The organism is Variovorax paradoxus B4 (assembly GCF_000463015.1).
GTDB lineage: Bacteria > Pseudomonadota > Gammaproteobacteria > Burkholderiales > Burkholderiaceae_C > Variovorax > Variovorax paradoxus_E.
In genome coordinates, this window is the sequence record NC_022247.1 from 3,274,267 (window position 1) to 3,297,588 (window position 23,322).

Annotated in this window: 25 protein-coding genes and 1 pseudogene; 16 read left to right on the plus strand and 10 right to left on the minus strand. The window is 68.4% G+C overall.

Going from position 1 to position 23,322, the window contains the following annotated elements:
- Positions 1-13: 13 nt before the first annotated feature.
- The 5 genes and pseudogenes from VAPA_RS15275 to VAPA_RS15295 form a co-directional block, all read right to left on the minus strand.
- Positions 14-1,009: a Bug family tripartite tricarboxylate transporter substrate binding protein gene (locus tag VAPA_RS15275; protein WP_021007668.1), complete on the minus strand. Its 996-nt coding sequence runs from the start codon at positions 1,007-1,009 to the stop codon at positions 14-16.
- Positions 1,006-1,895: pseudogene (locus tag VAPA_RS15280) on the minus strand (ABC transporter permease). Before VAPA_RS15280 ends, VAPA_RS15275 begins: the two are co-directional and overlap by 4 nt.
- Positions 1,877-3,055, minus strand: coding sequence for a type 1 periplasmic-binding domain-containing protein (locus VAPA_RS15285; protein WP_051255328.1), 1,179 nt, complete (start codon positions 3,053-3,055; stop codon positions 1,877-1,879). The pseudogene VAPA_RS15280 and the gene VAPA_RS15285 overlap by 19 nt, the downstream one beginning before the upstream one ends.
- Positions 3,052-4,047, minus strand: a complete 996-nt coding sequence (locus VAPA_RS15290) for a PQQ-dependent catabolism-associated beta-propeller protein (protein ID WP_021007671.1) — start codon at positions 4,045-4,047, stop codon at positions 3,052-3,054. Before VAPA_RS15290 ends, VAPA_RS15285 begins: the two co-directional genes overlap by 4 nt.
- Before the next feature lie 39 nt (positions 4,048-4,086).
- Complete coding sequence (locus tag VAPA_RS15295; RefSeq protein ID WP_021007672.1) at positions 4,087-4,800, minus strand: ABC transporter ATP-binding protein; 714 nt, start codon at positions 4,798-4,800, stop codon at positions 4,087-4,089.
- 577 nt (positions 4,801-5,377) lie between these two features.
- Between VAPA_RS15295 and VAPA_RS15300 the strand changes: the two genes are divergently transcribed.
- The 13 genes from VAPA_RS15300 to VAPA_RS15360 all read left to right on the plus strand — a co-directional run bounded on the left by VAPA_RS15300 (position 5,378) and on the right by VAPA_RS15360 (position 16,817).
- Entirely contained in the window at positions 5,378-7,150 is a 1,773-nt protein-coding gene (locus tag VAPA_RS15300; RefSeq protein ID WP_413470482.1) for a methanol/ethanol family PQQ-dependent dehydrogenase, read from the plus strand.
- A 113-nt stretch (positions 7,151-7,263) separates the two neighbouring features.
- Positions 7,264-7,668 (plus strand): c-type cytochrome, encoded by a 405-nt coding sequence (locus VAPA_RS15305; protein WP_012748141.1) that lies wholly within the window; start codon positions 7,264-7,266, stop codon positions 7,666-7,668.
- A complete protein-coding gene (locus tag VAPA_RS15310; RefSeq protein WP_021007674.1) occupies positions 7,665-8,555 on the plus strand; it encodes a quinoprotein dehydrogenase-associated putative ABC transporter substrate-binding protein in 891 nt (296 codons plus the stop codon). The genes VAPA_RS15305 and VAPA_RS15310 overlap by 4 nt, the downstream gene beginning before the upstream one ends.
- A 16-nt stretch (positions 8,556-8,571) precedes the next feature.
- The gene (locus tag VAPA_RS15315; RefSeq protein WP_021007675.1) at positions 8,572-9,255 is read left to right on the plus strand and encodes a hypothetical protein; all 684 of its coding nucleotides are present in this window, start codon (positions 8,572-8,574) and stop codon (positions 9,253-9,255) included.
- A gap of 31 nt (positions 9,256-9,286) precedes the next feature.
- Positions 9,287-9,658, plus strand: coding sequence for a hypothetical protein (locus VAPA_RS15320; RefSeq protein WP_021007676.1), 372 nt, complete (start codon positions 9,287-9,289; stop codon positions 9,656-9,658).
- Between the two features lie 22 nt (positions 9,659-9,680).
- On the plus strand, positions 9,681-10,661 hold the full coding sequence (locus VAPA_RS15325; RefSeq protein ID WP_051255329.1) for a YVTN family beta-propeller repeat protein: 981 nt from the start codon (positions 9,681-9,683) through the stop codon (positions 10,659-10,661).
- Positions 10,662-10,709: 48 nt separating this feature from the next.
- Entirely contained in the window at positions 10,710-11,255 is a 546-nt protein-coding gene (locus VAPA_RS15330) for an SRPBCC family protein (RefSeq protein WP_021007678.1), read from the plus strand.
- 25 nt (positions 11,256-11,280) lie between these two features.
- Positions 11,281-12,300: an AAA family ATPase gene (locus tag VAPA_RS15335; RefSeq protein ID WP_021007679.1), complete on the plus strand. Its 1,020-nt coding sequence runs from the start codon at positions 11,281-11,283 to the stop codon at positions 12,298-12,300.
- Between the two features lie 152 nt (positions 12,301-12,452).
- Positions 12,453-13,328 carry a DUF58 domain-containing protein gene (locus VAPA_RS15340; RefSeq protein ID WP_021007680.1) on the plus strand — a complete coding sequence of 292 codons (876 nt, stop codon included), beginning with the start codon at positions 12,453-12,455 and terminating at the stop codon, positions 13,326-13,328.
- On the plus strand, positions 13,325-14,245 hold the full coding sequence (locus VAPA_RS15345) for a hypothetical protein (RefSeq protein ID WP_021007681.1): 921 nt from the start codon (positions 13,325-13,327) through the stop codon (positions 14,243-14,245). The genes VAPA_RS15340 and VAPA_RS15345 overlap by 4 nt, the downstream gene beginning before the upstream one ends.
- 15 nt (positions 14,246-14,260) lie before the next feature.
- Positions 14,261-15,265 carry a vWA domain-containing protein gene (locus VAPA_RS15350; RefSeq protein WP_021007682.1) on the plus strand — a complete coding sequence of 335 codons (1,005 nt, stop codon included), beginning with the start codon at positions 14,261-14,263 and terminating at the stop codon, positions 15,263-15,265.
- Positions 15,262-15,813 (plus strand): hypothetical protein, encoded by a 552-nt coding sequence (locus tag VAPA_RS15355; protein ID WP_021007683.1) that lies wholly within the window; start codon positions 15,262-15,264, stop codon positions 15,811-15,813. The genes VAPA_RS15350 and VAPA_RS15355 overlap by 4 nt, the downstream gene beginning before the upstream one ends.
- A complete protein-coding gene (locus tag VAPA_RS15360; RefSeq protein WP_021007684.1) occupies positions 15,810-16,817 on the plus strand; it encodes a VWA domain-containing protein in 1,008 nt (335 codons plus the stop codon). The genes VAPA_RS15355 and VAPA_RS15360 overlap by 4 nt, the downstream gene beginning before the upstream one ends.
- On the opposite strand, the gene pqqE is transcribed toward VAPA_RS15360, so the two are convergent.
- The 5 genes from pqqE to pqqA form a co-directional block, all read right to left on the minus strand.
- Positions 16,801-17,952 (minus strand): pyrroloquinoline quinone biosynthesis protein PqqE, encoded by a 1,152-nt coding sequence (gene pqqE, locus VAPA_RS15365; protein ID WP_021007685.1) that lies wholly within the window; start codon positions 17,950-17,952, stop codon positions 16,801-16,803. The genes VAPA_RS15360 and pqqE overlap by 17 nt on opposite strands.
- Positions 17,949-18,224: a pyrroloquinoline quinone biosynthesis peptide chaperone PqqD gene (pqqD, locus tag VAPA_RS15370; protein ID WP_041946464.1), complete on the minus strand. Its 276-nt coding sequence runs from the start codon at positions 18,222-18,224 to the stop codon at positions 17,949-17,951. Before pqqD ends, pqqE begins: the two co-directional genes overlap by 4 nt.
- A gap of 17 nt (positions 18,225-18,241) precedes the next feature.
- Entirely contained in the window at positions 18,242-19,006 is a 765-nt protein-coding gene (gene pqqC, locus VAPA_RS15375) for a pyrroloquinoline-quinone synthase PqqC (RefSeq protein ID WP_021007687.1), read from the minus strand.
- A gap of 17 nt (positions 19,007-19,023) precedes the next feature.
- Positions 19,024-19,947, minus strand: a complete 924-nt coding sequence (pqqB, locus tag VAPA_RS15380) for a pyrroloquinoline quinone biosynthesis protein PqqB (RefSeq protein ID WP_021007688.1) — start codon at positions 19,945-19,947, stop codon at positions 19,024-19,026.
- 82 nt (positions 19,948-20,029) lie between these two features.
- Positions 20,030-20,104, minus strand: a complete 75-nt coding sequence (gene pqqA, locus VAPA_RS33910; protein ID WP_010100094.1) for a pyrroloquinoline quinone precursor peptide PqqA — start codon at positions 20,102-20,104, stop codon at positions 20,030-20,032.
- Positions 20,105-20,275: 171 nt separating this feature from the next.
- Between pqqA and VAPA_RS15385 the strand changes: the two genes are divergently transcribed.
- From VAPA_RS15385 to VAPA_RS15395, 3 genes are read left to right on the plus strand one after another with little or no spacing between them, the layout of a single operon-like run.
- On the plus strand, positions 20,276-21,283 hold the full coding sequence (locus tag VAPA_RS15385) for an alpha/beta fold hydrolase (RefSeq protein WP_021007689.1): 1,008 nt from the start codon (positions 20,276-20,278) through the stop codon (positions 21,281-21,283).
- A complete protein-coding gene (locus tag VAPA_RS15390; protein ID WP_021007690.1) occupies positions 21,280-22,659 on the plus strand; it encodes a histidine kinase in 1,380 nt (459 codons plus the stop codon). The genes VAPA_RS15385 and VAPA_RS15390 overlap by 4 nt, the downstream gene beginning before the upstream one ends.
- Complete coding sequence (locus VAPA_RS15395; protein ID WP_021007691.1) at positions 22,656-23,303, plus strand: response regulator; 648 nt, start codon at positions 22,656-22,658, stop codon at positions 23,301-23,303. Before VAPA_RS15390 ends, VAPA_RS15395 begins: the two co-directional genes overlap by 4 nt.
- The last annotated feature ends 19 nt before the right edge of the window (positions 23,304-23,322 follow it).

Consider the following 23,322-nt stretch of genomic DNA (forward strand, 5'->3'; position numbering starts at 1 on the left):
AGTGTTCCCCTCCTCAAGTGCCGGTTCGCGTGAGGCCCAGCTTTTCGACGATGGCGCGCTCCTGCGCGAAGATCTCGCGGCACGATTGCGCGTAGGCCTCCGGCCCGAGGTAGTCGACCTCCTGGTCGTATTTCGCGAGCTCGTCCTTGAAGCGCTGGTCGAACATCGCCTTCTTGAAGGCGTCGTGCAGCACCGCCACCACGCCGCGCGACATGCCGCGCGGCCCGGCCAGCCCGTAGGGCGACTTGGCCACGATGTCGAAGCCGAGTTCGCGCAGCACGGGCACCTGCGGCCAGCGCTTCGAACGCTCGCCGGAAAAGATCGCCAGCAGCCGCAGCGTGCCCGCATCGACGGCCGGCCCGAAGCCGGTGGAATTGACGCCGGCCATCACTTGCCCGCCCGCAATCGCGTTCAGCTGCTCGGCCGTGCCCTTGTACGGCACGTGGATGTAGCGCAGGCCGCGCGCCGTGAACAGCGCCTCCAGCACCATGTGCGGCGTGGTGCCGATGCCGTTGGTGGCAATGGTCAGCTCGCCGGGCCGGGCCCGCGCGAATGCGAACATGTCTTCGAGCGAACGCACGGGGCTGCCGGCCGCGACCAGCACGCCGAAGGTGACGCTGGACACCTGGACGATCGGCGTCACGTCGCGGATCGGATCCCACAGCACCTTCTGCGTGTGCGGTGCGCGAAACACCGGCTGCGGCATCTGGGCAATGGTGTAGCCGTCGGGCCGCGCCTGCTGCAGCACCGGCATGGCCAGCGTGCCGCCGGCGCCGCCGCGGTTTTCGGTCAGCACCGGCTGCCCCAACGGGACGGAAGCCAGCTCGGCCAGGATCCGCAGCGAGATGTCGGTGGCGCCGCCCGCGGGCCAGGGCACCCACAGCGTGACCGGCCGGGAAGGAAAAGGCTCGGTCGAAGCCATCGCTCCCGCCAGCGGCAACACGCCCAGCGCCAGCGCGCCGGCCCCGCGCAGCCAGCCGCGCCGGGTGGAACCGCCCTGCCCGTTCATGGTCCGCCCCCTCCGCGCTTGGTCAGGCCGCCGAAGCCGCGCTGGGGGTCGTAGCCCCAGCAGGCCAGCCCGAAGAAACGACCAGGCAGCCCAGCACCACGTAAGGCGCGAGCCCCGGGTCGTTGCCGTAGAGCGCAAAGCGGATCCACTCCACCGCGTAGGTGAAGGGATTGAAGCGCGCCAGCTGGTACACCCATTCGGCGCCCGACTCCTGCAGTTTCCACAGCGGATAGAGCGCGGTCGACAGGAAGTACATCGGGAAGATGACGAAGTTCATCGTGCCCGCGAAGTTCTCCAGCTGCTTGATGTGCACCGACAGCAGCAGCCCGAGCGCGCCCAGCATGAGCGCGCCGGCCGCCAGCGCCACCAATGCATGCAGGCCGGAGAGCGACAGCAGCGGCAGCTCGGTGCCGATCAGCGCCGCCACGATCACGAAAACCAGCGCCTGCAGCACCGACAGCAGCGCGGTGGCGCAGAGCTTGGAGAACAGGAGCCAGGGCCGCGGCAGCGGCGCGGTGAGCAACAGGCGCATCAGGCCCATCTCGCGGTCGTAGACCATGGCCAGCGACGACTGCATGCCGTTGAACAGCAGTACCATGCCGACCAGCCCCGGCACGATGTAGACGTCGTAGGGAATGTAGGTGTCGTAGGGCTCGACGATCGCCACGCCGAACACGTTGCGAAAACCGGCCGCGAACACGGCCAGCCACAGGAGCGGCCGCACCAGCGCCGACACCAGCCGGCCGGTCTGCTGCGAGAACTTGTAGAGCTCGCGCAGCATGATGGCGCGCATCGCCTGCAGCGCATGGCCCAGTCCGCGGCGCGCCAGCGGTTCGCCGGCGCTCTCGCCCACGGGCGTCTTCGTTTTCAGCGCGCGTTCGGACATAGCTTCTCCGGTGCATCGGCGCCCAGCGTGTCGAGCACGTTGCGCGGGTGCAGCACGCCTTCGGCCGGCGCCTGCGCAATCACGCCCTGCCCGTCCGTCAGCAGCATGGGCTGGCGCAGCTGGCCGTCCCAGGCCCGAAAGCTCAGGCCGGTGCCCTTGGAACCGTCGAGCGCACTCCTGGCGATGGCCTGGGCCCAGGCCGCGTTCGGTCCCTTGGGCGCGGCAATGGCAGCCGCCGCCAGGGCCTTGCCGGCCATCCACGCGGCCCAGTCCTGCGCCGTCATCGGGCGTTTCGCGGCCTTGGCAAAGCGCCGCGAGACCTGCGGCGCGCCGTAGCGCTCGAACTGCGCATGCCAGGCCAGCGCCACCAGCCCGCCGTCGCCCACCACAGGCCGCGGCAGCACGGTGCGGTAGGGCAGCGTGCGGGCGAACTCGCCGTCGCTGTCGACCACCCACACGGCGTCGTAATTGTTACCGGCCGTGAGCAGCAGCGGGTTGGCCAGGTCGCGCTCGCGCGGGTCGGCCGAGAGCTTGAACGGCTTGCTGGCCACCACCTGCAAGCCGTAGCGCTTGATCGACGCCTGCACGGTGGCCGCGCGCAGGGCGTCCTGCGGACTGCCGCCCACCAGCAGGAGCAGCTTGCTCCATTTGCGCGACACCAGCGTCTGCGCCAGCGCATCGCTGCGCATGCGTTCGCTGGGAGCCAGGTGGAACATGCGGGCGCGGCAATCCTGCTGGCGCAACCGGTCGGAGGCGTCGCTCAGGTTCAGCACCGGCAGCTTCACGGCGTCGGCCACGGCCAGCGTCCATTCGGCGGGCAGATCGGTCAGCAGCACCGCCGCGCCGTTCTTCTCGGCCGCCACCGCCGCGGTGCGCGCCGCCTCGATGGAAGCGGCCGGCGCGGTGGCCAGCGCCACTTCGGCGCCCGCCGCCTCGAGCTCGAACTTCGTCTCCTCGAGCGCGACCTCGAGCCCTTCGGAAAGCGGGCCGCCAGGATGTCCCAGATAGGACCGCTCCAGGCGGGAGCGCTCCAGGCGGGGATCGTCGCCAGGCGCGATCAGGGTGGCCTTGAGCACGGCCGCGCCCGCCGCAACGGGCGCCATGAGCGCCACGGCCAGCAACGCGACAGGAAACCAGCAAACCGGTGCGCGCATCCTCATTCGACGATCACGAGCCCATAGGGCACGCGCCCCACCGGAACGCTCTTGATGGCCTTGGCGCCGGCCACGTCGACCACCGTCACGTCGTCGCTCAATCCGTTGACCACGTAGAGCCGCGCCTGCGCCTTGTCGAGCGTGACGTTCCAGGCCCGCTTGCCGACCAGCACCAGCGAGCCGACCTTGCGGCCGGGCACGTCGACGAAGGCCACGTGGTTGGCGCGGCCGAGGCCCACGAAGGCCCGCTTGCCGTCGCTCGTCATCTGGATGCCCACGGGCGTGATGTCTTCGGCGCGCGCGCCCTTCACTTCGAACTTCAGGGTGTCGATCACCTCGTGCGTGGCGGTGGAGACGATGGTGACGCTGGCGCCCAGTTCGTTGGTGATCCACAGTTCCTTGCCGTCGGGCGTGATCGCCATGCGCCGCGGACGCTTGCCGACCCGGACGTTCTTCACGACCTTGCCGCTGGCCGTGTCGATCACGTGCACCAAGCTCGCCACCTCCGAGGTCACGTACAGGGTCTTGCCGTCGGCGCTGACCTTGACGCCTTCCGGCTCCGCGCCGACCTTCACCGAGCGCAGCTTCTTGCCGCTGGCCGCGTCGATGAAGCTGGCCTCGCCCGCGTCCTCGTTGGACACATAGATGACCTTGCCGTCCGGCGACAGGTCGAAGGCTTCGGGCTCGTCGCCCAGCGCGATGCGCCGCACCGACTTGCCGCTTGCGGGGTCGATCAGGTCCGCCTGGTTGGAGTCGGTGCAGGCCACCATGATCTGGCGCTCGGGCGTCAGCTGGATGTGGCGTGCGCGCTTGCAGGTCGGGATCGTTCCCTTCACCGTCAGCGTCGCGAGGTCGATCATCGTCAGCGCGTTGTCCTTCTCGCTCGATACATAGGCGGTGCCCTGCGCCAGTGCGGCGCCACTGGCGGCGGCCAGCACGAATGCGCTAGCGGCGGCGCGAACCAGCGCCCCAGGGACCGGGAAAGAACGTTGCGGCATGCGATGTCTCCATTTTTGTTGGCTCGGATTCGTCAGGTATCAAGCGGTACGCGCGATGAAGCCCGCCTCCAGCGTAGCGCCGCCAAGCTGCCGGCCCACGTCGGCCGGCGTGCCGTCCGCCAGCAGCGACCCCTTGTGCAGCACGAGCACGCGGTCGGCCTCCTCGGCCTCCTCGACCCGGTGCGTTGCCCACAGCACGCACACGCCGCGCTCACGCACGTCCTCGTGCAGGGCGGCCAGCAGGTCCTGGCGCGACTTCGGGTCGAGTCCGACGGTGGCCTCGTCCATCAGCAGCACCGCGGGGCGGTGCAGCCCCGCGCGCGCAAGCTCGACCTTGCGGCGGTTGCCGCCCGAGAGCTCTCGCACCTTGCGGTCGAGGTCGGCATCGATGTTCAGGCGCTCGCAGGCCGACGCGATGCGCTCGGTCGCGAGCCGCCGCGGCAGGCCGTGCAGGTCGGCCTGGAACAGCAGGTTGCGCCGGATGCTCAGGTCGAGGTCGAGCGACATCTGCTGGAACACGACGCCGATGTGCCGCAGCGCCGCGGTCGCGGAGCGGCGCAGCGAATGGCCCGCCACTTCGACCTCGCCTTCGTCGGCCGCGAACATGCCGGTCAGCACCTGGAACAGCGTCGACTTGCCCGCGCCGTTGGGCCCGAGCAGCGCCACGAACTGGCCCGCGGGCAAATGCAGCGACAACGACTGCAGCGCCGTGCGCGTGCCATAGCGCTTGGTTAAGTCGATGGTTCGCAGCATGTAGGACGATGGGATCTGCCGGGCTTTGGGGGTTTCAATGGTATTTGCCGTTTGCCTTCAGTCCGCAAATTCTGTGCCTCTGGCGGTCGAGGGTTTTCACTGTGATGAGTCCCTACTCATTTGCCCGCGCAAGGGCCTCTGCAGCCCACGGCAAACCCAGGTCGCTCGACATCCGTGACTTCGCACGAGACACTTTGCGTCAAATTTGATGCGCACACGATGCAGGGCCACGGCAATGCATGGCGTGCAGCGTCTGGCAGCGCGTCGAACGCTCGGGATTTCCCTAGGTTCGGATCGCGTTGCGGCCCGCCGCTGCGTGCTGCGCGAAAGCTGCCTCGCGCACGCCTCTTCCGAGTGGAGCCGCGCGTCTTCGCATGGAGCGCGCATGGGCCTTCGAAGTGCTCCATGCTGGAACTGGCAGGCATGGATGTTGCGGACCGCAGCATTCGCCAAGGTGATCGAAAGATCCGCAGGCTGCTGCCAAGACCGTGTTCAAAACCCACTGAAATGTGAGGAGACATTTATGAAGTTTTCCAGGCAGATCGCCGGCCGTCTCGTACGGCATATCGGCGTCGCGATGTTGGCTCTTCCGGCCTTGGCGCTTGCCAATGCCGACGTCGAGAAAAACATCGCCAACTCGAAGAACTGGGCCACGCAAGCGGGCGATATGTTCAATCAGCGATACAGCAAGTTGAATCAGATCACCAAGAGCAACGTGGGCAAGATGCAGGTTGCGTGGACCTTCTCCACCGGCGTGCTGCGCGGCCACGAGGGTTCGCCCCTGGTGGTCGATGGCGTCATGTACCTGCACTCGCCGTTCCCGAACAAGGTGTTCGCGCTCGACGTCGAGACCCAGAAGATCCTGTGGAAGTACGAACCCAAGCAGGACCAGTCGGTGATCGCGGTCATGTGCTGCGACACGGTGAACCGGGGGCTTGCCTATGCGGAGGGCAAGGTCTTCCTGCAACAGGCCGACACCACCCTGGTCGCGCTCGACAGCAAGACCGGCAAGGTGGTGTGGACGGTGAAGAACGGCGATCCGAAGGTCGGCGCCACCAACACCAACGCGCCCCACGTCTTCAAGGACAAGGTCATCACCGGCATCAGCGGTGGCGAGTTCGGCGTGCGCGGCTTCCTTGCCGCCTACAACATCAAGGACGGCAAGCTGGCGTGGAAGGGCTTCAGCACCGGACCGGACGAAGAAATGCTGATGGACCCGGCCAAGACCATGACCTGGACCGACGGCAAGATGGCGCCGGTGGGCAAGGACTCTTCGCTGAAGACCTGGAAGGGCGACCAGTGGAAGATCGGCGGCGGCACCACCTGGGGCTGGTACAGCTACGACAAGGCGACCAATGCCGTGTATTACGGCACCGGCAACCCGTCGACCTGGAACCCCTCGCAGCGGCCCGGCGACAACAAGTGGTCGATGAGCATCTGGTCGCGCGACGTCGACACCGGCAAGGTCAACTGGGTCTACCAGATGACGCCGTACGACGAGTGGGACTTCGACGGCATCAACGAAATGATCCTGGCGGACATCAACGTCAAGGGCAAGCCGACCAAGGCGCTGGTGCACTTCGACCGCAACGGCTTCGCCTACACGCTGGACCGCGTGACCGGCGCGCTGCTGGTGGCCGAGAAGTACGACCCCAAGGTGAACTGGGCCACCCACGTCGACATGAAGACCGGCCGGCCGCAGGTGGTGGCCAAGTACTCGACCGCGCAGAACGGCGCCGACGTCAACACCAAGGGCATCTGCCCGGCGGCGCTGGGCAGCAAGGACCAGCAACCCGCCTCCTACGACCCCAACACCAAGCTCTTCTACGTGCCGACGAACCACGTCTGCATGGACTACGAGCCGTTCAAGGTCGAGTACACGGCGGGCCAGCCGTACGTGGGCGCCACGCTCTCGATGTACCCCACGCCGGGCAGCCATGGCGGCATGGGCAACTTCATCGCCTGGGACGCGGGCACCGGCAAGATCGTGCAGACCAAGGCCGAGAAGTTCTCGGTGTGGAGCGGTTCGCTGAACACCGCCGGCGGAATCTCCTGCTACGGCACGCTGGAAGGCTACCTGAAGTGCGTGGATGCCAAGGACATCAACAAGGAACTCTTCAAGTTCAAGACCCCGTCCGGCATCATCGGCAACGTGTTCACCTATGAGCACAAGGGCAAGCAGTACGTCGGCGTGTTCTCGGGCATTGGCGGCTGGGCCGGCATCGGCATGGCGGCGGGCATCGACCCCGAAAAGAGCACCGAAGGCCTGGGCGCCGTCGGCGGCTACAAGGAGCTGAGCCAGTACACCGAACTCGGCGGCTCGCTGACCGTCTTCGCATTGCCCAACTGAAGCGTTATTACCGAGGCGTCATTGAATAGATAGACGCAACATGCGGAACGGGAGAGCACTCGCTCGAGGGCTCTCCCCCCGTACTTTCAAAAGATATCGGAGACCCAGGAGCCATGAAATTTCGTAAGTCAACGTTGCTGCCTTCCCTCGTCCTGCTTGCCGGCGTGGCCTGCACACTGGCCATTGCGGCGCCAGATCCCGCGCCCTACAAGGTAACCGACGGCTACAAGGTGGATCCCGAAACCATGAAGGGTTTCCGCACCTGGCGCTCCGCCGCTTGCGACCGTTGCCATGGCCCGAACCAGGAAGGCATGGTCGGCCCCTCGCTGATCAACAGCCTCAAGACGATGAAGAAGGAAGACTTCATCAAGACCGTGCGCGACGGCAGGCTCGACAAGGGCATGCAGAGCTTCGGCAACAACCCTGCGGTGATGGAGAACATCAACCAGCTCTACGCCTACCTCAAGGGCCGTTCCGACGGCGCGATCACCCGCGCCCGGGTGGAAGAAAACAAATGACGACCCGGCAGCGTGCTGCCCCCCCCCTTTCCATCGGCGCTCGCCTGCGGGCGGGCCTGCTGGGCGCAGCCTGCTGCTGCGCGCTGGTTCCAGCCCTGGCCCAGGAGACGCCGCCGCGCAAGGCGCTGCGCGTCTGCCAGGACCCCAACAACATGCCCTTCTCCAACACCAAGGCAGAAGGCATCGAGAACCGCATCGCCGAGCTGTTCGGCAAGGCGCTGGGCCTGCCGGTCACGTACTACTCGTTTCCGCAGCGTCTGGCCTTCTTCCGAAACACGCTTCGCTTCAAGCTGCCGGGGCAAGACTACCCTTGCGACATCGTGATGGGCGTGCCCGTCGGGCTGGACGAGGTCTCGGTCACCAAGCCCTATTACCGCTCGACCTATGCACTGGTCTTTCCCAAGGGCAAGGGCATGGACAACGTGGCCTCGGCGGAAGACTTCCTCAAGCTCGATGCGGCAAAGCTGAAGTCGCTGCGCATCGGCATCTACGACCGTTCGCCGGCTTCGCAGTGGCTCAACAAGCACGGCCTGCTCGAGCAGGGCGTGCCCTACAAGCTCATGAGCGCCGACCCCGCGCAGTACCCGGGCGAAATCGTCGAGAAGGACCTGGCCGAAGGCAAGCTCGACGCCGTGGTCGTCTGGGGCCCGATCGCGGGCTTTTTCGCCCGGCGCGTCAAGAATCCGGCTCTCGTCGTGGTGCCGCTGAAATCCGAAAAAGGCGTGCGCCTCGACTACCAGATGGCCATGGGCGTGCGCTACGGCGAGCGCGAATGGAAGCAGCAGATCGAGGGGCTGATCGAATCCAAGGCGCCCGAGATCCAGGCCATCCTGAAGGAGTTCGGCGTTCCGCTGGTCGACGCATCGTTCGGGGCTCCCACCAACTGAGTTGCCGTTCTTTCCCATGCGCTTCGCCATCGCCGCTTCGCTCTGCATCCTGCTCTTGTCTCCCCCGGCCTCGCACGCCGAGCCCGACAAGCGCGACTTCTCGCCCGCCGAACGCCTGCTGTTCATGACGCCGCAGCTCAAGGACCTGCAGGCGCCCATGCTGCTGCGCTACACCTTCGGCAAGACCGGCAGCTTCGAGGAAGCGTTTGCCGACAGCGTGACCGTAGCCCTGAGCGCCAAGGACGACGGCCGCTGCTGCGATGCCAAGGGCGTGTTCCTGAGCGGCGCGCGCAAGCTGCCGGTGCCCGACGTGCCGGCCGCCGACGGCAATCCCGTCATCCTCTACTTCCTCGAGCACGACGTGCGCGAGATGAAGCGCCTCACGCGCGGCTCCGAATACCACTTTCGCAAGCGCATCCGCATGGGGATCTACCAGGGCGCCGAAGTGCGCGACGTGTCGCTGCGCTACCAGGGCCGGGCCATCAAGGGCAAGGAAATCGTCTTCAGCCCCTTCCTGGACGACCCGAACCGGCCGAAGTACGAAAAGTTCGCGACGAAGAGCTACCGCTTCACGCTGTCCGACGCGGTGCCGGGCGGCGTCTACGGCATACGCACCTCCATTCCGGGCGAAAGCGCCGCGGCCCAGCCCCTGCTCGTCGAGGAACTCCTGATCGACGGGGCCAAGGCGCCGGCGCGCTAGCGCCGCCTCTCACGAAATTCCAGCGAACGCCATGAAAAAAACAGTCCGCCTTCTTTGTTGTCTTCTCGGCCTGCCGATGGCCGTGCATGGCGCGCCGCGCGCGAACGACTTTCCCACCGTGGACCGCGTGCTGTACGTGCAGGAATGCATCGCCGCGCATCCTGACGCCGGCCACTTCGAGATGACGAACAAGTGCTCCTGCGCGCTCGACGCGCTCGCCAGGGAAGTGAAGTACGACGAGTATGTGCAGCTGAGCACCGCCGCCAAGGCCACCACCATCGGCGGCGAGCGCGGCGGCTACATCCGCGACTCGGAAAAGCTGCAGGCCGACATCAAGCGCTACAAGGCGCTCCAGGCCAAGGTGACCAAGGGCTGCTTCATCGGTCCTCCCACCGCGCGCTGAGCCGCATCCCGGGCAGACCGTCATGACGGGTATCGCAACACCTGTGCACGCCGGGGTTGCCGCGATGCTGCTGTGCACCTCGGCCTGGGCCTCGCCGTTCGCCTACATCACCAACCAGGGCAGCCACGACGTGTCGGTGATCGACCTTGCCTCGCAACAGGTGGTGGCCACCGTTCCCGTGGGCCGGTCGCCGGCCGGGGTGGTGGCGTCCAGCCGCGCCGGCCGGGCCTTCGTCTCCAACCCCGACAGCAAGACCATCTCGGTCATCGACATGCGACAGCAGAAGGTCGTGAACACGCTGTCGGCCGGCGACGGGCCGGTGGGCATCGACATCTCGGCAGACGGCAGGCGCCTGTACGTGGCCGACTGGTACAGCAACCGGCTGCTGGTGTACGACGCGCATGCCGGCGATGCCTCGAAGTTCCTGGCCTCGATCGCGGTCGGCCGCGCGCCCGCCGGCGTGGCTGCGCATCCCGACGGCACCACCGTTTTCGTGGCCGAGCGCGACGACGACAGCGTGGCCGTGGTCGACACCGCCTCGCGCCGGGTGCTGGCGCGCGTGCGCGTCGGCAGCCATCCGTTCGCGCTGTTCTACGACGCCCCTCGCTCGCGGCTCTATGCGCTCAACGTGCAGAGCAACGATGTCTCGGTGGTCGACATGCGCGATGCGCGCCGGCCGGCCGTCATCGCCACCGTGAAGGTGGGCAAGGCCCCCTACGGCGCGGCGCTGGCACAGGGCGGTGCACTGCTCTACGTGACCAACCAGCACGAAGACTCAGTCAGCGTGATCGACGCCGCCTCGCTGAAGGTGCTGCGCACCCTCCCCGGCTTCGCCTACCCCGAAGGCATTGCCGCGCATGGCGACCGCGTCTACGTCGTGAACTGGATGGACGACAACGTGCAGGTGCTGGACGCCGCGAGCGGGCAGAAGCTCAAGACCATTGCCACGGGGCAGAACAGCCGTGGGTTCGGCGCCTTCATCGGCGCGCCGATCGAGCCCTGACGTATTTTTCTGGATCGACTTTTTCTTCACCTCATCACGGACCTTTCCATGCTGACACACCCTTCCGGCCGACGGGCCCTCTGCGTTCTTCTCGCATCGATCCTGCTTGCCGCATCGGCCCCGAGCCAGGCCCACGGACCCACGCGCCAGAAGGTGAGCGAAAAAGTCACCATCGAGGCCCCGGCCGACGCCGTGTGGGCAAAGATCAAGAACTTCAACGCGCTGAAGGACTGGCATCCGGCGGTGGCCGACAGCCCGGCCGACAAGGGCAATGCCGAAGGTTCGGTCAGGACCATCAAGCTCAAGGGCGGCGGCACGCTGGTCGAGACGCTCGAGGGCTACGACGACGCGAAGATGAAATACAACTACCGCGCCAAGGACGGCGGCGCGCTGCCGGTCACCAACTACACCTCCACCCTCACCGTGGTGGCCGATGGCGGCAAGTCTGTCGTCGAGTGGCGCGGCGCCTTCTACCGCGGCTACCCCAACAACGATCCGCCGCCGGACCAGAACGACGAAGCCGCGATCAAGGCCGTGACCGGCGTCTACCGCGACGGGCTCGCCCACCTCAAGAAGATGATGGAGTCGAAGTAGCCCGGGCATCGGACACAAGCACACCATGGGCACCGAAGAACAACTCGAAGACTGGCGCCGCCTCGCGCTGCGCGTCGAAAGCGAAGTCGCGAACGCGGTGATCGGCCAGACCGAGACGATCCGCCTCATCAACGTGGCGCTGTTCGCACGCGGCCACGTGCTGCTCGAGGGCGACGTGGGCGTCGGCAAGACCACGGTGCTGCGCGCCTTCTCCCGCGCCATCGGCGGCGACTTCGAGCGCGTGGAGGGCACGGTCGACCTGATGCCCGGCGATCTGGTCTATCACACCTACGTGGATGCCGAAGGCCGGCCGCGCATCGACCCCGGGCCGCTGCTGCGACACGGCGAGCGCCTGGTCACCTTCTTCTTCAACGAGATCAACCGGGCCCGGCCGCAGGTGCAGTCGCTGCTCTTGCGCGCGATGGCCGAGCGCACGGTGTCGGCCTTCGACCGGGAGTACAGCTTTCCGCACATGACGGTGTTCGCCGACCGCAACAAGGTCGAGCGCGAAGAGACCTTCGAGCTGGCTTCGGCGGCGCGCGACCGCTTCATGTTCGAGCTGAACATGCCCAAGCCCAGCGACCGCGGCATCCGCCAGTCGCTGGTGTTCGACACCGCGTACCACGATACCGAAGGCCTGATCGACAAGGTGGCGCCGGCCATCCTGCCCTGGGACCGGCTCAACGCCATCGCCGCGCAGGTGCAGCGCAGCGTGCGCGCCAGCGAGACCATCGAACGCTATGTGCTCGACGTGTGGGAGGCCACCGAGGCGCCGCAGAAGTTCGGCATCCGGCTCGATGGCGTGGATATGGACCGCCTGATCCTGGCCGGCGCCAGCCCGCGCGGCATGAGCGCGCTGCTGCGCGCGGCGCGCACGGTGGCCTGGCTCGAAGGCCGCTCGCACCTGGAGCCCGCCGATCTCGCCGCGGTGCTGCCCTCGGTGCTTGGGCACCGCGTCTTCTTCACGCCGGTCTACGAACTGCGCCGGGCGGAACTCTCGGAGGCGCTGGTGACGCAGATCATGGACAAGATCGCCGCGCCATAAGATGAACGCCCCCCGAAGCGCCTTCGGCGCCTCCCCCCACTGGGGGCGCACCCACGCGGCCCGGCAAAGCCGGTTCCGCGGGTGCACGCGTCTGTGGGGCACGCAGGCCTTCCTCGGGGCGACCCGGCGGAACGCCAAGGCCTGTTGACACCATGCAGAGAGTCGACGAATTCCACTACCAGCTGCCGCGCCGCTTCGGCGGCTGGCGCCCGGGTGCGCAGCGCGGGCTGAGCCAGGGCAGCGGGCAGGAATTCGCCGCGCACCGGCGGCTGTTCGATCATCCCGACCCGCGCCGCATCGACCTGCGCGCCAGCGTGCGCGAGGGCCGCGGCGACTGGCTGGTGCGCATCCACCGGCTGCGCGTGGCGATTCCGGTGCACGTGGTGGTCGACGTGTCGGCCTCGATGCATTTCGGCGCCGAGCGCCGCAAGCTCGACGTGGTGGCCGACCTGGTCGAGGCGCTGGGCTACAGCGCCTTTCGCGCCGGCGACACGGTCGGCCTGCTGGCCTTCGACCAGCGCGAGCGCCAGGACCTCTTCGTACCCGCGCGCCACAGCCGCGGCAACGGCAGCCTGATGGCGCGGATGCTGCGCGACTGCCGCGCGGCCACGGGCCCGGCGCCCGCGCATGACAGCGCGCTGGCGGGCCTGCGGCGCGCCACCGAACGCCTGGTGGGCCGCGGCGGGCTGGTGTTTCTCGCTTCCGACTTTCACTGGCCGATCGCCGCGCTCGGCGAGCTGCTCGAGCAATTCTCGCCCGCCTGCGTCGTTCCGCTGGTGGTCTGGGATCCGGCCGAGATCGAACCGCCCGACGCCCGCGCGCTGGTCGCTCTGCGCGACGCCGAAACCGGCGCCCGGCGCAGCCTGTGGATGCGCGAGTCGCTGCGCACACGGTGGCGCGAGTCGGTCGCGGCGCGGCGCGCCGAACTCACCGCCTTGTTCGACGCGCACGGCATGCCACCCTTTCACCTGCACGGCCGATTCGACGCCGAGGCACTCACGCGCTATTTCCTGGAGACGGCGACATGAGAGCGCAGCGCCGGGTCCACACCGCGGTGCTGATGCTGGCGCTGGCCGCAGCGCCCGCCGGGCTCGCGCTCGCCGCCGAGCCCGCGAATCCCGCGGCAGCCGCTGCGGTCGCCATCGAGCAGCCGCGCAGCTTCGGCCACGTGCTCGGCGATGTGCTCACGCAGCGCGTGCTGCTCGAGCAGCAAGGCCGGCCGCTCGAGCCCGGCGCACTGCCCGCAGCGGCGCGCATCGATCTCTGGCTCGAACGCAGGCCATCGCGCATCGAGATCGATGCAGAGGGAAGGCGCTGGCTCGCCATCGAATACCAGCTCATCAATGCGCCGCGCGCACTGACTGCCATCTCGCTGCCGGCCCTGACGATCGCGACCACGCCGGGCCCGGCGATCGCGCTGCCCGCATGGCCGGTCAGCATCGGGCCGCTGACGCCGCCGGAGGTGCTCGGCCAGGGTGATCTGCAGCCCCTGCGGCCGGACAGGCCGGTCGCAGCGCTCCCGACGTACGCCGTCGAGCAGCATCTGAAGTTCTCGCTCCTGGCGCTGTTCGCGGTGCTCCTGGCCTGGTTCGCATGGTGGGCGTGGCGCAACATGCGCGAAGCGCAGCAGCTACCGTTCGCGCATGCCTGGCGCGAGCTGAAGCGCATCGATGACCCGGCAAGCCCGGAAGCATGGCGCGTGATGCACCGCGCGCTCAACAGGAGCGCCGGCCGCGTCGTGCACGGCGCCAGCCTGCCGCAACTGCTGGCCGACGCGCCCAACCTGCGTCCGCTGCAACCGCGCCTGGAGGATTTCTACCGCGAATCGACCCGGCGCTTCTTCTTCGCCGAGAGCACCGCCGCATCGGCGCAACCCCAGGCCACCTACCCGCTCAAGCCGCTGTGCCGGGCCCTGCGCAACGCGGAAAAGCGCCACCGGCATTGACCGGCGGACACAGCCATGCGCTTCGACCTCGCCCAACCCTGGATGCTCGTCCTGCTGCCGCTCGCGCTGCTGCCGCTGCTGCGCAAGCGAAGCGACACGCTGGGCTTCTCGCATGTGGCCTGGCTGCCGGCCGATCGCGTCGGCCGCCTGGTCGGCTTTCTGTGGCGTGCGTTCGCGGTCGGCGCCATGGCTTTCACGGTGCTCGGACTCGCGGGGCCGGGACAATCGGGCGCCGTGGTCGAGCGCGCAGGGCGCGGCGCCGAGGTGTTGATCCTGATGGACCGCAGCAGCAGCATGGACGCGACGGTGCACACCAACGGCCTGCAGACCGCGGGCCGCATGTCGCAGGAGCCCAAGGCCAAGGTCGTGCGCGACCTGCTGAGCGAATTCGTCGCCAAGCGGCCCGACAACCGCTTTGCCTTCATGACTTTCAGCACGGTGCCGATCGCGGTGGTGCCTTTCACGCAGAAGACCGACACGGTGCAGGCCGCGCTCGCCGCCACCGCCATCGGGCGCGGCCTGCCCGAAACCCGCATGGGCGTTGCGCTGCTCGCCGCCATCGAGGAATTCGAAGGCCGCAGCTATTCGGGAAGCCGCGTGATCCTGATCGTTTCGGATGGCGGCGCCCAGCTCGACGAGGCGACGCGCCAGCGCGTCCACGCCGGCCTCGCGCGCGAAAAGATCGGCCTGTACTGGATCTACGTGCGCAGCGGCCCCAACTCGCCCAACCTCAACACCGAGACGGTCTCGGCCTACGGCCTCGGCGAGGAACTGGCGCTGCACCAGTTCTTCAAGACGCTGAGCACGCCCTACCGGCTCTACCAGGTCGACGACTCCACGGCAATGGCCGCCGCCATGGCCGAGATCGACCGGCAGCAGAATTTCCCGCTCACGATCCACGAGCGCGTGCCGCGGCGCGACCACGGCGCGGCGTTCTACCTTGCAGCGATGCTGTGCTGCGCGGGCCTGCTCGCCTGCCGCGCGGTGCAGCTGCAGAGCTGGCGGAAAGAAACCCCATGAAGCGACGCACGGTTCACCTGGTCTTCGGCGTGCTGAGCCTGTGCTGCATCGGCGTGGCACTGGAGCGTGGGCTGCGGCTGCGCCACACCACGGGCCTGAACGCCGAGATCGCCCGCATCGCCGCCGCGCCGGTCGGCAAGGACGCGGCGGCGGCGCCGCTTTCGGCGCCGCGCGAACTGCAGCTGGCGCAGGCGGTGGCCCTCTCGAAGGCCGGCGCGCACGACGCCGCGCTCAAGGGCTACGCGAGCCTGATCCAGGCCGGCGAACGCGATCCCGTCGCACAGCAAGCACTGTTCAACCTGGGCAACATGTACCTGCGCCAGGGCATGGCGCAGGACGCCGGCGCGCTGCCGCTGTTCGAACTCGGCAAGCAGCGGCTGCGCGACCTGCTGCGCGCCGCGCCGCAGGACTGGGACGCGCGCTACAACCTGGAGCGCGCGCTGCGGCTGGCGCCCGAAGACCAGGAAGCTTTCTCCGCCGAGCAGCAGCCGGCGCACGAGCAGCGCCGGGTCCGGGTTCCGGGCTTCGTAGCCGGAGACCTGCCGTGACGCCGCCGGCGCCGCTGTCGCAGCACTGGCGCACCGCGTGGCGGCGCATCGGCGGCAGCACCGGCAGCTGGCCGCTGGTGCTGGCCCTGCTGCTGCTGGCGCTCGCCGTCTGGCCGCCGCGCGTGCAGCTGCAGCGCCCGGTGTTCAACTGGCAGGTCAGCTTCGACATCACGCAGAGCATGAACGTCGAGGACGTCGAGCTGGACCACGCGGCCGTCAGCCGGCTCACGCTCGCGCGTGCCGCCATGCGCGATGTGCTCGGTGCGCTGCCCTGCGGCTCCAGGGTGGGCTGGAGCGTCTTCGCGGACTACCGCTCGCTGGTGATCCTGGCGCCGGTCGAGGTCTGCAGCCACTACGAGGAACTGCTGGCCTCGCTCGAGCGCATCGACGGCCGCATGCGCTGGGCCAATGCCAGCAACGTCAGCAAGGGCGTGACCTGGGCCGTGCGCGGGGCCCGAAGCGTGGGGCCCGACACCCACTTCGTCTTCATCAGCGACGGGCAGGAATCGCCGCCGCTGCGCATCAACGAGACGCCGCCGATGACGGACATCAAGCCCGGCGAGGTCCAGGGCTGGCTGATCGGCGTGGGCGGCGACGTGCCGATGCCGATTCCCAAGACCGGCAGCAACGGCGAGCCCGCCGGCTACTGGCGAGCCGACGAGGTGGTGCAGGGCTCGGCGATCGGCAGCGCGCTGAACCACGAACACCTTTCCGAACTGCGGCAGGACCATCTGCGTGCGCTGGCCGAACTGGTCGGCGTGAACTACCGGCGCTTGAACACGCCCGAGGCCCTGAAGACGGCCATGCTGGACCGCCGCTTCGCGCAGCATCTGCTGGCGGATACGGACCTGCGGTGGATTCCCGCGCTGCTCGCGCTGCTGCTGCTGGCGTGGCGGTTCGCACCGGATTTCGGCTGGCTGCGCGAGCGGCGGCCGGCGAAGCGGGAGAAGAAAAAGGCGATCGATCGCGGCGTGCCGCCGCGCAGCCTCACGCGTGCGGCGTGACGAGAGCCGCGGAGAGACGCCGCGAATTGGCGGGATCGCGAAACACCAGCGGATGCTCCGTCAGCGCCGCCGGATCGCGCGCGGCCGCATGCGCCACCGCCTCGACCACGCGGTGGTGGTCCGGGCTCTTCGCGCACACCGGATCGGCAGCAGCCGCATCCTGCGCCAGCAGGTAGGCTTGGCAGCGGCAGCCGCCCAGGTCCTGCTCGCGCTGGTCGCAGCTCGCGCAGGGCTCCTTCATCCAGCCCGTGCCGCGGTAGCGGTTGAAGCCTTCGGAATCGAACCAGATCTCGCGCAGGCTGTGCGCGTTCACGTTCGGGAATTCGAGGCCCGGCAGCATCTTGGCCGTGTGGCAAGGCAGCGCAGCGCCGTCGGGTGCTACGGTGAGGAACATGCTGCCCCAGCCGTTGACGCATTTCTTGGCCTTGCCCTCGTGGTAGTCGGGCGCGACGAAGAAGATGCGCATGCGCTCGCCGAGCCGCTTGCGCCAGGCATCGGTCACCTCTTCGGCATGGCGCAGCTGCTCGTGCGTGGGCAGCAGCTGGTCGCGGTTGACGAAGGCCCACGAGTAGTACTGGGTGTTGGCAAGCTCGAGGTACTCGGCCCCCATCTCGTGCGCCATCTCGATGATGCGGTCGATGTGGTCGATGTTCATGCGGTGGATCACCACGTTCAGCACCATCGGCCAGCCCTGGTCCTTGATGATCTTCGCCACCCGGTTCTTCAGCTCGAAGGTCTTGGTGTGCGAGAGAAAATCGTTCATCTCGCGCGTGGAGTCCTGGAACGACAGCTGCACGTGGTCCAGGCCCGCGGCCTTCAGCGCGGCGGCGCGCTGCGCCGTGAGGCCGACGCCCGAAGTCAGCAGGTTGGTGTAGTAGCCCAGGCGTGCGGCCTCGGCAATGATGATCTCGAGATCGTCGCGCAAGAGCGGCTCGCCGCCCGAGAGGCCGCACTGCACCGCGCCGAGCTCGCGGCCTTCGCGCAGCACGCGCAGCCAGTCCTCGGTGCCAAGTTCGTTCTCCTGCTGCGCGAAGTCGACCGGGTTGAAACAGAACACGCAATGCAGCGGGCAGCGGTAGGTCAGCTCGGCCAGCAGCCACAGTGGCGGTCCGGGGCGCGGTGCTGCGGTGGTCATTGGGGATCCCAGCGCAGCCAGTTCTGCTGCGCCGCCATTTCGATGAAGCCGCGCACCTCGGGTTCGAGACCGGTGGTGTCGAAAGCCTGCTCCAGATCGGCCACGATGGCCGCGACGCTGCGCTCGCCGTCGCAGCGCTTCATGATCTCGCCCGCGCTGCCGTTGAGCCGCACCATACCCTCGGGGTAGAGCAGCACGTGGCAGTCCTGCGCCGGCTCCCATTGCAGGCGGAAGCCGGGGCCGACGCGGGGTTTGCTTTCGAGGGTCAACATGGTCTTCGTCTGCTCGTTCATGCGCCGTTCACGCCGTAGCGCGTCGCCATCGCATCGTTCATGGCCCAGAGGATGTCGAGCTTGAACTGCAGTATCTCGAGTGCGCGCTCCTGCAGCGCGCGGGTGTCGAAGTGGTCGAGCGTGATGGCCAAGCCCTGCTCCACGTCGCGCCGCGCCTGGCTCACGCGGTTGCGGAAATAGTCGAGGCCCGCCGATTCGATCCACGCATAGTGCTGGGGCCAAGTGGCCAGGCGCTGCTTGTGGATCTCGGGCGCGAAGAGCTCGGTGAGCGAGGAGCACACGGCCTCCTGCCACGGCGCGCGGCGCGCGAAGTTCACGTAGGCATCGACCGCGAAGCGCACCGCCGGCACCACGTGGCGCAGGTCGCGCACTTCTTCGCGCGTCAGCCCCACGGCCTCGGCCAGGCGCAGCCAGGCCTCGACGCCGCCTTCGTCCTTGATTCCGCCGAGCTCGAAGCCGTCGTGGTCGAGGATGCGCTGCACCCAGCCGCGGCGCACTTGCTGGTCGGGGCAGTTCGAGAGCACGGCCGCGTCCTTGATCGGGATCGCGATCTGGTAGTAGAAGCGGTTCGCCACCCAGCCGCGGATCTGCTCGGGCGTGGCCCGGCCGCTGTTGAGCATGACGTTGAACGGATGGTGGATGTGATAGCTGCGGCCGCGCTCGCGCAGCTTGGCTTCGAACTCCTCGCGGTTCCATGCCGGGCCGGCTTTCTCGCTGTCAGCGGCCGGGCGAAACGGGTCCTGGATCCTGTCGGCATGCATGGCGGGGCTCGGTACTTTCAGAGTTGGATGGTCATCCCGTCCTCGCAGGGCTCGATGCCTGCGCGCCGCAGCGCCGCATGCTCATCGGAATCTTCGTCGAGGATGGGATTGGTGTTGTTGATGTGGATCAGCATGCGCCGCGCGGTGGTGGCGGGCAGCTTCGACAGCCACTCGATCATGCCGCCCTCGCCCGACTGCGGCAGGTGGCCGATCTCGCGCGCGCGCTTGCTGCCCACGCCCAGGCGAATCATTTCGTCGTCGGTCCAGAAGGTGCCGTCGACCATGACAGCGTCGGCGCTGGCCATGGCGTCGAACACGGGCGGCGTGATGGCGCCCAGGCCCGGCGCGTAGAACAGGCTCTTGCCGCTCCTGCGGTCGAGGATGGTCACGCCGATGTTGTCGCCCGCCACCTGCTGCTCGCGGTGCGGCGAATACGGCGCGGCCTTGCCGGTCAGCGCCAGCGAACGAAAGCTCAGGCCGGGCACGCCGGGCACCTCGAAGGCATTGCCGTCGAGCGCGATCGGGTGGCGCGCCACGCCGCAGTAGTGCGACAGTACGCGCAGCACGGGATTACCCTGACTCAGGTCTTCGGCAACCGGGTCGGTGCACCACAGCGGCAGCGGCGTGCCGCGCTCGCGCAGCATGAAAAGTCCGGTGGCATGGTCGATCTGTCCGTCGATCAGCACCACGCCCGCGATCGCAGTGTCGCGCATCGCGCGTGCGGGCTGCAATATGGGGCTGCTGCGGATCTGCTCCAGGATGTCGGGCGATGCGTTGAACAGCACGCCGTCGTCGCCCTCGTCGGGGCGCACGAAGATCGACGACTGCGTGCGCGGCTTGGCGCGCACCGTGCCGTTGCGCACGCCGGCGCAATTGGGGCAGTTGCAATTCCATTGCGGAAAGCCGCCGCCAGCGGCCGAGCCCAGGACAGTGATGCGCATCGGGAGATGAAAAAAAGGAAGACGGAGAGGCTCTAAACAACCCGCCCCGGGAGTGCCGGGGCGGGTTGCGGCGAGGCGCAGCTCAACGAGCGCTGACGTACATCGTGATCTCGAAGCCGAAGCGAAGATCGGTGGCCGTCGGGGTTTCCCACTTCATAGGGTGTCTCCTGCAAGGTTGCACAGCGCCATGTGGCGGCTGCGGGAACTTCGTGTGCTCCGGTACCCATCTTGAACCCATGCACCGACCAGACCCAGCCATGAAATCATGATTCGCACTTCATGATTTTCATGAATAGCGGCAACAGGGCCACCGCGTACCATCGCCCTCGTGCTTCCCACCGGCCTGTACCCCGAATCTCCTCCCTGGCGCACCCACGCATTGGAGGTGCCGCATGGCCACGTGCTGCATGTAGAAGAAAGTGGTGACCCCGCCGGCATCTGCGCCGTGGTCCTGCACGGCGGGCCCGGCTCGGGCACTTCGCCGCTGCTGCGGCGCTTCTTCGATCCGGCGCGATACCGCGTGATCGGCATCGACCAGCGTGGCGCCGGCCGAAGCCGACCGCGCGGCGCGACGGTACACAACCGCACGATCGACCTGCTCGAAGACCTGCAGCGCGTGCGCGAACAACTCGGGGTGCCGCGCTGGCTGGTGGTCGGCGGCTCGTGGGGCGCCACGCTGGCGCTGGCCCATGCGGCGTTCGAGCCGCAAGCGGTGGCGGCGCTGCTGCTGCGCGCGGTGTTCCTGCCGAGCGCCGAAGAGATCGGCGCCTTCTTCCAGGACAGCGCCGGCCGCGCACCCGCCGCGTGGGCGCGGTTCGCGTCCGTGGCGCCGGCCGGCGAGCGCGGCGACATGCTGGGCTTCCTGGCCCGCGGCCTGCAGCAGGTGCCGGCCGATGGCGACACAGAGCTGCCCCGCCAACTCGCGCTGGCCTGGTGGCGCTGGGAGCAAACCCTGGGGCGCGGCGCCGGCGCACCAGCCGGCGAGCCGCCGGCCGCCCAAGCCGAACCCGACCGCAACACGCTCGACGCACTGGTCGACCGCTACCGCGTGCAGAGCCACTACCTGCTGCACCGCTGCTGGCTAGATTCGCCCCCGCTGCTGGACCGCCTGGCCGCACTGCCCCGCGTGCCCACCCTGCTGCTGCATTCCCGCGACGACCGCATCTGCGCGCCACATGGCGCACAGGCCGTGCACGACCGCATTGCGCACTGCCAGCTGCAATGGGTCGACGGCGCAGGCCACGACCCCGCGCACCCGGCCATGGCCTCTGCGATGGTCGCCGCGCTCGACGGCTACGCGCGGCATGGCCACTTCGGCAACGCGCCCGCGCCATGACGCTGCGCCTGAAGATCAACCTCATCGTCAGCCTGCTGACGCTGCTGTTCGTCGCGGCCATGCTCGCGCTGCAGATGCGCGCCATGCGCGAATCGGTGCACGAGGAAGTCGTGGCCGCCAATCGCGTGGCCGCGCAGTTGCTGAACCGCACCGCCTGGCTCTATGCGGCCCAAGGCACGCCGGCCATGCTGTCGTTCCTGCAGGGCGTCGGGCGCGTGCGCTCCAACGACATCACGCTGCTCGACAACGAGGATCGCGTGCTGTACAGCTCGCCCAACTCGGTCTACAAGGCCGGCCGCGACGCGCCCGACTGGTTCGACCGCCTCGTCTCGCCACCGCCGTCGCAAATGTCGATTGCCTTTCCCGGTGGCAAGCTGATGGTGAGTTCCAACGCGTCGCGCGCCGTGCTCGACGCGTGGGACGACTTCGTGCTGCTGATGCTCAGCGCGCTGGGCCTGCTGGCGGTCGTCAATGCGGGCGTGTTCTGGCTCGTGGGCCGCGCGACGCGCCCGTTCGCGGACATCGTGCACGCGCTGAACCAGCTCGAGAGCGGGCGCTTCGACGTTTCGCTGCGCGCCCTGCCCGGCACCGAGGCGGCGGCCATCGGCGCCGCCTTCAACCGCATGGTCGGCATGCTGCAGCAGCACATCGAGACCGAGCGGCGCGCCGTGCGGGCCGAAAACCGACTGTCCGAAAGCCGCGAGCTGGGCCGCTGGGTCGATCAGAAGATCGAGAAGGAACGCCGCCTCATCGCGCGCGAGCTGCACGACGAGCTGGGCCAGTCGGTCACCGCGATGCGCAGCATGGCCCTGTCGATCGCGCAGCGCGTGCAGACGCTCGATCCGCAGGCCGAGCAGGCGGCGCGGCTGATCGCCGAGGAATCGGGACGGCTCTACACGGCCATGCACGGCATGATCCCGCGCCTGACGCCGCTGGTGCTCGACAAGTTCGGGCTGGTGGCCGCGCTCGAAGACCTGGTCGAGCGAACCCGCAACAGCCATGGCGGCGTGGAGCTCGAGTGGCATCTGGACATCGAGCTCGATCGCCTGCGGCTCGACACCGACACCGCGCTGGTGCTGTACCGCGCCGCGCAGGAAGGCATCACCAACGCCCTGCGGCACGGCGAGGCACACCGGATCGTGCTGGCCCTGCAGGGCGACGAACAGACGGTGAAGCTCACGCTGACCGACGACGGGCGCGGCCTGCCCGGCCCTGACGCCGCCAGGGAAACCAGCACAGGGCACTATGGCCTGCGTTGGCTTGCCGAGCGCATCGACAGCCTGGGCGGCGACCTGCGCCTCGAACCCGCCGCGCCCAGCGGCGCCCAACTGACGGTGCGCCTGCCCTTGCCGGCGGCCGTCGCGGAGAACACATGACCCAGGCGATTCAGCCGATTCGAGTGATGCTGGTGGACGACCATGCGCTGGTGCGCATGGGCTTTCGCATGCTGCTGGCCGACGCGCAGATCGAGGTGGCGGCCGAGGCCGACACCGGCGAACAAGCCTGCCAGGACTACCCGCAAGTGCGGCCCGACGTGGTGGTGATGGACCTGTCGATGCCCGGCATGGGCGGGCTGGAAGCGCTGCGCCGCCTGCTGGCCCACGACCCCAAGGCGCGCGTGCTGGCGCTGTCGGCGCACGAGGACACGATCCATCCGCGCCGCGTGCTGCGCGCCGGCGCGCTCGGCTACCTGGCCAAGCGCAGTGCGCCCGATGCGCTGATTGCCGCGGTGAAGGCCGTGGCGCGCGGCGACCGCTACATCGACGCCAACACCGCGCAGGCGCTGGCCACGGCGCAGATCGAGGGCGAGGCCAACCCGGCCGACCTGCTCAGCGAGCGCGAGTTCTCGGTCTTCATCCAGCTCGCGCGCGGCATGACGGTGGCGCAGATTGCCAGCACGCTGAACCTCTCGCTCAGCACGGTGGGCTCGCACCTGTACCGCGTCAAGCAGAAGCTGGGCGCCACCAACCAGGCGGAGCTCACGTGGGTGGCGCTGCGCTGGGGGCTGATCCAGGTCTAGCGCGACCGCGCACCGGCTT